Below are 877 nucleotides of genomic sequence, written 5' to 3'. Positions count from 1 at the left end.
CGGTGCCGGAACGGTTGCGGTGCCGGTGGTTTCGCCAGCCTTGATGGTGATCACAGCGCCGTTAGACAGGGTTACGGTCACTGGTGAGCCAGCGGCGTTGGTCAATGTCGCGGTGTAGGTGATCTGGCCACCTTCGGCCACCGAGCCGGTCGCGCTGAGCGACAGATTGGTGGTGTCGGTAACATCCGTAACAGAAGTCGAAACCGGAGTTTTGTCGGCAACCAGATCTTCGAAATTTCCGCCGCTCACGCCAGTGATCGAGTTGGTGATCGGCGCGTTGCCGGTCAGCGCATCGTTCGCAGCAACAGCGGTTGCAGTGCCGGTAGTCTGGCCGACGCCGATGGTGATGGATTGGCCGTTGGCCAGAGTCACGACCACTGGCGAACCGGTGACCGGAGCGCCAACCGTGGCGGTGTAAGTCACGGTGCCACCTTCAGCGACCGAGGTATCGGCGGTCAGTTTGACCGTCGAAGTGTCGATGGTGTCGGTGACTGTCGTCACGGCCGGAGCAGTACTCGGAACGAGGTTCTCGAAATTGCCGCCGGTAGCGCTGGTGATCGTTGCCTGGACGGAGCCGGCGTCCTTGTAGACGTCATCGGTCGGTGCAGGAACGGTTGCGGTGCCGGTGGTTTCGCCAGCCTTGATGGTGATCACAGCGCCGTTCGACAGGGTCACGGTCACTGGCGAGCCAGCGGCGTTGGTCAATGTCGCGGTGTAGGTGATCTGGCCACCTTCAGCCACCGAATTGCTGGCGCTGAGCGACAGATTGGTGGTGTCGGCAACATCCGTAACAGTGGTCGAAACTGGAGTTTTATCCGCCACCAGGTTTTCGAAGTTGCCGCCGGTCACATTGGTGATCGAGTTGGTCAGCGGCGCA

1 protein-coding gene is annotated in these 877 nt (G+C 61.1%); it reads right to left on the bottom strand.

Annotated features, from left to right (window positions below; translation table 11 throughout):
- Window positions 1-877, bottom strand: an 877-nt coding sequence (locus tag CXF97_RS13980; protein WP_371918386.1) for an immunoglobulin-like domain-containing protein, incomplete at both ends; no start/stop codon positions are given.

It is taken from the genome of Pseudomonas sp. Choline-02u-1, from assembly GCF_002836515.1.
Taxonomy (GTDB): Bacteria; Pseudomonadota; Gammaproteobacteria; order Pseudomonadales; family Pseudomonadaceae; genus Aquipseudomonas.
This window is presented reverse-complemented; position numbering and strand designations above follow the sequence as displayed.